The organism is Accumulibacter sp. (assembly GCF_031732815.1).
GTDB lineage: Bacteria > Pseudomonadota > Gammaproteobacteria > Burkholderiales > Rhodocyclaceae > Accumulibacter.
Window position 1 is genome coordinate 1 of record NZ_JAVMKF010000173.1, and the last position, 4,252, is coordinate 4,252.

Genomic DNA, 4,252 nt, shown 5'->3' on the forward strand with positions numbered 1-4,252 from the left:
AAGCGGGCAACGTCCGCCGCCACCGCCAGGTCGCACATCGAGACCAGTTGACAACCCGCCGCCGTCGCGATCCCATGCACGCGCGCAATCACCGGTTGGGGAATTCGCGTCAGCGTCATCATCATTCTGGCGCACTGGCCAAAAAGCTGCTGCATGAACGCTTTGTTCCGACTGGCGCGCATTTCCTTGAGGTCGTGCCCGGCGCAGAAGGCTTTGCCTGCACCGGCAATGACGACGACGCGCACCAGCGGATCGTCGGCGAGTTCGTCCAGCTGCTCCTGCAGGGCGGCGATCATCGCCTGCGACAGTGAATTGAATTGCTGCGGACGATTCAGCGTCAGCGTCGTCACGCCGGCGCAATCGCTGCGTACGACGTAGGCCTGGTCGTCTTGCGGGTTGGGTGCACTCATTCTGTACTCCATCCTTTCTCGTCGCAAGCCGGCGTCGGACAAGTCCGCGCCGACCTCTGATCGACCGGCTGCGCGGCTGCCGGGCGGCCGGCCGCGCAGCCGGCGCTCTGTCCTATTCGATTGCGGCAGCCGACTTCGCCTGTTCGCGCAGAACATATTTCTGGATCTTGCCGGTCGAGGTCTTGGGCAAGGTGCAGAAGATGACGCGTTTGGGCACCTTGAATCGAGCCATGTTCTGGCGACAGAAGTCGATGACTTCCTGTTCGCTCGCCGTCGCGCCTTCGCGCAGCTCGAGGAAGGCACAGGGGACTTCGCCCCAGGTCGGATCGGGCGTCGCAACAACCGCCGCAGCGATCACTGCCGGATGCTTGTAAAGCACGTCCTCGACCTCGATCGACGAAATGTTTTCGCCGCCGGAAATGATCACGTCTTTTGAGCGATCCTTGATCTTGACGTAACCGTCCGGGTGCATTACGGCCAGGTCACCGGTATGGTACCAGCCGCCGGCGAACGATTCCTCGGTCGCCTTCGGGTTTTTCAGATAACCCTTCATGACCAGGTTGCCACGGAACATGATCTCGCCCATCGTTTCGCCGTCCCAGGGAACCGCTTCCATCGTCGTCGGCTCGAGCACGGTGATTCCCTCCTGCGCATGGTAGCGCACGCCCTGCCGGCCGTTCAGCTCGACCTGCTGGCCGATCGGCAGGCTGGCCCAATGCGCGTGCTTCGCGCATACCGCTGCCGGTCCGTAGGTTTCGGTCAGCCCATAGACGTGCGTCAGATCGACGCCGATGTTGGCCATCGCTTCGATCACCGCAGCCGGTGGTGGCGCGGCGGCGATCAGCCCGGCCACCTTGTGCGTGATGCCGGCGCGCAGTTCGGCAGGGGCATTCGCCATCAGGCTGTGCACGATCGGCGCGCCGCAATAGTGCGTCACGCCATGCTCACGAATTGCGGCAAAGATCAGCTTCGGGTCGACCCGGCGCAGACAGACGTTGGTCCCGGCGTTGGCCGCCATCGTCCACACGAAGCACCAGCCGTTGCAGTGGAACATCGGCAAGGTCCACAGATAGACCGCATGCGGCGGCATTCCCCAACTGACGATGTTGCTGAACGAATTGAGATAGGCTCCCCGATGGTGATAGACGACGCCTTTTGGATTGCCCGTCGTGCCTGAAGTGTAGTTGAGCGAGATTGCTCGCCATTCGTCGTCCGGCCCGGTCCACGGGAAATCGGCGCTGCCTTCGGCGATGAACTCTTCGTACTCACGGCTGCCCAGACGTTCACCCGGTCCGCTGTACTCGGGGTCATCGACGTCGACGACTAGCATCTTGCGCTGCACCATGGTGAGCGCCTTCTTGATCGTTGCCGAATATTCTCGGTCGGTAAATAGCACCCTGGCTTCGCCGTGCTCGAGCATGAAGGCGATCGTTTCGGCGTCGAGGCGAGTATTCAAGGTGTTGAGCACGGCACCCGTGGCCGGAACGCCGAAGTGGCAGTCGATCATTTCCGGCGTGTTGTTGAGCATCGCGGCCACCGTATCGCCCTCGCCGACGCCCTGCGCGCGCAGCGCCGAGGCCAGACGCCGGCTGCGCGCAAAGGTCTCCAGCCAGGTGTAGCGCCGCTGACCGTGGATGACCGCCGTGCGCTCCGGATAGACATAGGCCGAGCGGGCAATGAACGTGAGCGGCGTCAGCGGCGCATAATTCGCCGTGTTCTTGTCGAGTCCCTCCTGATAGATATTTGGCATTTCCAGTTTCTCCTCTCTGCGTGGTGAGTGTCATCGGCTGCGCGCAGCCGTTGCCCGGCAGTCGCCCGCCGCGCCCTGTTTTTCCAGATCGTTCAGCCATTCGGCCAACTGTCGCCCCGATTCGTCGGCAGCCGCGAGCAGAGCGCCGACGCCGCCGCGTGCGTCGGCGCTCACCGCCGGCCGCTCCTCGCTGAGCGCCCCCTCGGCGATCGTTCGCCGCCTGGCATCGAGCAGGGCGAAGCGACCGTGCAGCACGCCGCGGCTGCTCTGCGGCGTGTCAAAGACGTGCGAGAACTCCTCCAACTCGAAGCGTAACAGACAATTCGCCGCACTCTGCCCGCTGCTGCCGCCCAAGCCGACCAGCTGGCGCCAGCGCTGGGCGAGCAGCAAAGGCGGCGCCGCCGCCCAGCGGCTATCCACATAGCCGCGCAACTTCAGTCGATCGTCATAAAGCAGACGGTAGGTGATGGCCGGCGAATCGATCCATGCAGGTCCCTTCACTTCGAGCGCGATCGGTGCCCAGCGCGCAGTGTCGGCCAAGCCGCGCGCCGGCAGCCCGAAGTCATAGACCTGACTACCGCCAGCGTAGCGCGCGGTATTGGCACAGCCAGCGAGGAAGCAGGCAGCGAGGCATGCCGACAGATGTCTTTTCATCGTCACTCCGGGCGCCACGGCGGCGCGACGAAACCGGGTTCACCGGGTCCGGGCGCGCGCTCCGGCCAGCCAAGAACGAAGCTTTGCGGCGACTCCTCGAACCTCTGCAATACTCGGTTGAGCTGGCGCGAACTGGCTGACAGTTCGCTGCCCAACTCGTTCAGACGCGGCGGCAAGGCCGCGATGCCGCTGGGCGAAGGGTCGGCGACAAGTTTGTCGATTCGCTCGCTGATCCCCTGCAGCCTGAGCATCAGGCGGCGTGTTTCAACCAGCAGCGGACCGACTTCATGCGTCGCCTGCTCGATGCGGGCGAGGGAAGCGGTCAACGAGCGCTGGTTGTCGGCAGTCAGCCAGCGGCGCAACTGATCGCTCGCCTGCCCGGCGTTACCCGTTGCTGTTTCCAGGTTGCTCAGAATGTTCGTCAGGCGCTGCCGGTTTTCGTCATCGAAGAAATCATTTGCGCTGGCCAGCAGTTCGCGCGCCTGGCGCAGTGTTTCGCCTCCGGTATCCGATAGTTCCTGGATCAGCGACGACTGCATCGCGATGCGTGGCGATGCGCCTTCACCGGCTGGCAGCGGTCGCGGATCGCTGCCGGTTTCCTCGAGCAGGACATGCGCGATTCCGGTGACCCCCTGGTAGCCCAGCTTGGCGGTCGTCCCGCCGGTCACCGGGACGGCGCTGTCGACCGCGATGCGGATCAGGATGTTGCGCGAATCCTGTGGATCGAGCGCGATCGAGAGCACCTTGCCGACGCGAATTCCACGGTAGCGCACCTGGCCCTGCAGGCTCAAGCCGGTGACGTTCTGCCGCGTGACGACGGTGTACTCCTTGGTCGCCTCGTGCTTGCCGCCGAACCACCAGACGGCGAAGATGGCAAAGAGGCAGAGACCAAGGGCAAACAGGCCGGCGATCAGCGCGTGCGAACGGTTTTCCACGCCTAGCGCCCTCCTTGCTGGCTGAGCGCAGAGGCGCGCGTAGTGGTGAAGAAGTTGCGGATGAACGGGTGGTCGATCGCCATCACCTCGGGCAAGGTGCCGCAAGCGACGATGCGCCGACTGGCGAGCACGGCAAGCCGGGTCGCCAGACCGGTCAGCGTGGCCAGATCGTGCGTCACCATCACCACGGTGAACCCGAGTTCGTTCTGCAGCGACCGAATCAGGCGGACGAAGCTCTCGCTGCGATCGGGGTCGAGGCCGGCGGTCGGTTCGTCGAGGACGAGCAACTCGGGTTCGAGCGCCAGGGCACGCGCCAGCGCAACACGTTTGACCATGCCACCCGACAGTTCGGCCGGCATCAGTCGCCCGTGCCGGGCTTCGAGTTCAACCATGGCGAGCTTGAGCAGAACCAGATCACGGATCATTCCTTCGTCGAGGCAGCGCAGTTCGCGCAGCGGAAACGCGATATTGTCATAAACCGGGAGCGCCGAAAACAGGGCGCC

Annotated in this window: 5 protein-coding genes; all 5 read right to left on the reverse strand. The window is 64.2% G+C overall.

Going from position 1 to position 4,252, the window contains the following annotated elements; genetic code table 11:
* Window positions 1–410, reverse strand: a 410-nt coding sequence (locus tag RKP46_RS11345) for an enoyl-CoA hydratase-related protein (RefSeq protein ID WP_311106741.1), incomplete at its 3' end; no start/stop codon positions are given.
* A 112-nt stretch (window positions 411–522) separates the two neighbouring features.
* Entirely contained in the window at window positions 523–2,160 is a 1,638-nt protein-coding gene (locus RKP46_RS11350) for an acyl-CoA synthetase (protein ID WP_311106742.1), read from the reverse strand.
* 30 nt (window positions 2,161–2,190) lie between these two features.
* A complete protein-coding gene (locus RKP46_RS11355) occupies window positions 2,191–2,814 on the reverse strand; it encodes a hypothetical protein (protein WP_311106743.1) in 624 nt (207 codons plus the stop codon).
* Window positions 2,815–2,816: 2 nt separating this feature from the next.
* The gene (locus RKP46_RS11360) at window positions 2,817–3,749 is read right to left on the reverse strand and encodes an MlaD family protein (protein WP_311106744.1); all 933 of its coding nucleotides are present in this window, start codon (window positions 3,747–3,749) and stop codon (window positions 2,817–2,819) included.
* A 2-nt stretch (window positions 3,750–3,751) separates the two neighbouring features.
* The coding region (locus RKP46_RS11365) for an ATP-binding cassette domain-containing protein (RefSeq protein WP_311106745.1) at window positions 3,752–4,252 on the reverse strand (501 nt) is incomplete at its 5' end.

Bases quoted from the DNA above. Each gene is read 5' to 3' on its own strand.
- RKP46_RS11350 (WP_311106742.1), bottom strand. From the start codon at position 2,160: ATGCCAAATATCTATCAGGAGGGACTCGACAAGAACACGGCGAATTAT.
- RKP46_RS11355 (WP_311106743.1), bottom strand. From the start codon at position 2,814: ATGAAAAGACATCTGTCGGCATGCCTCGCTGCCTGCTTCCTCGCTGGC.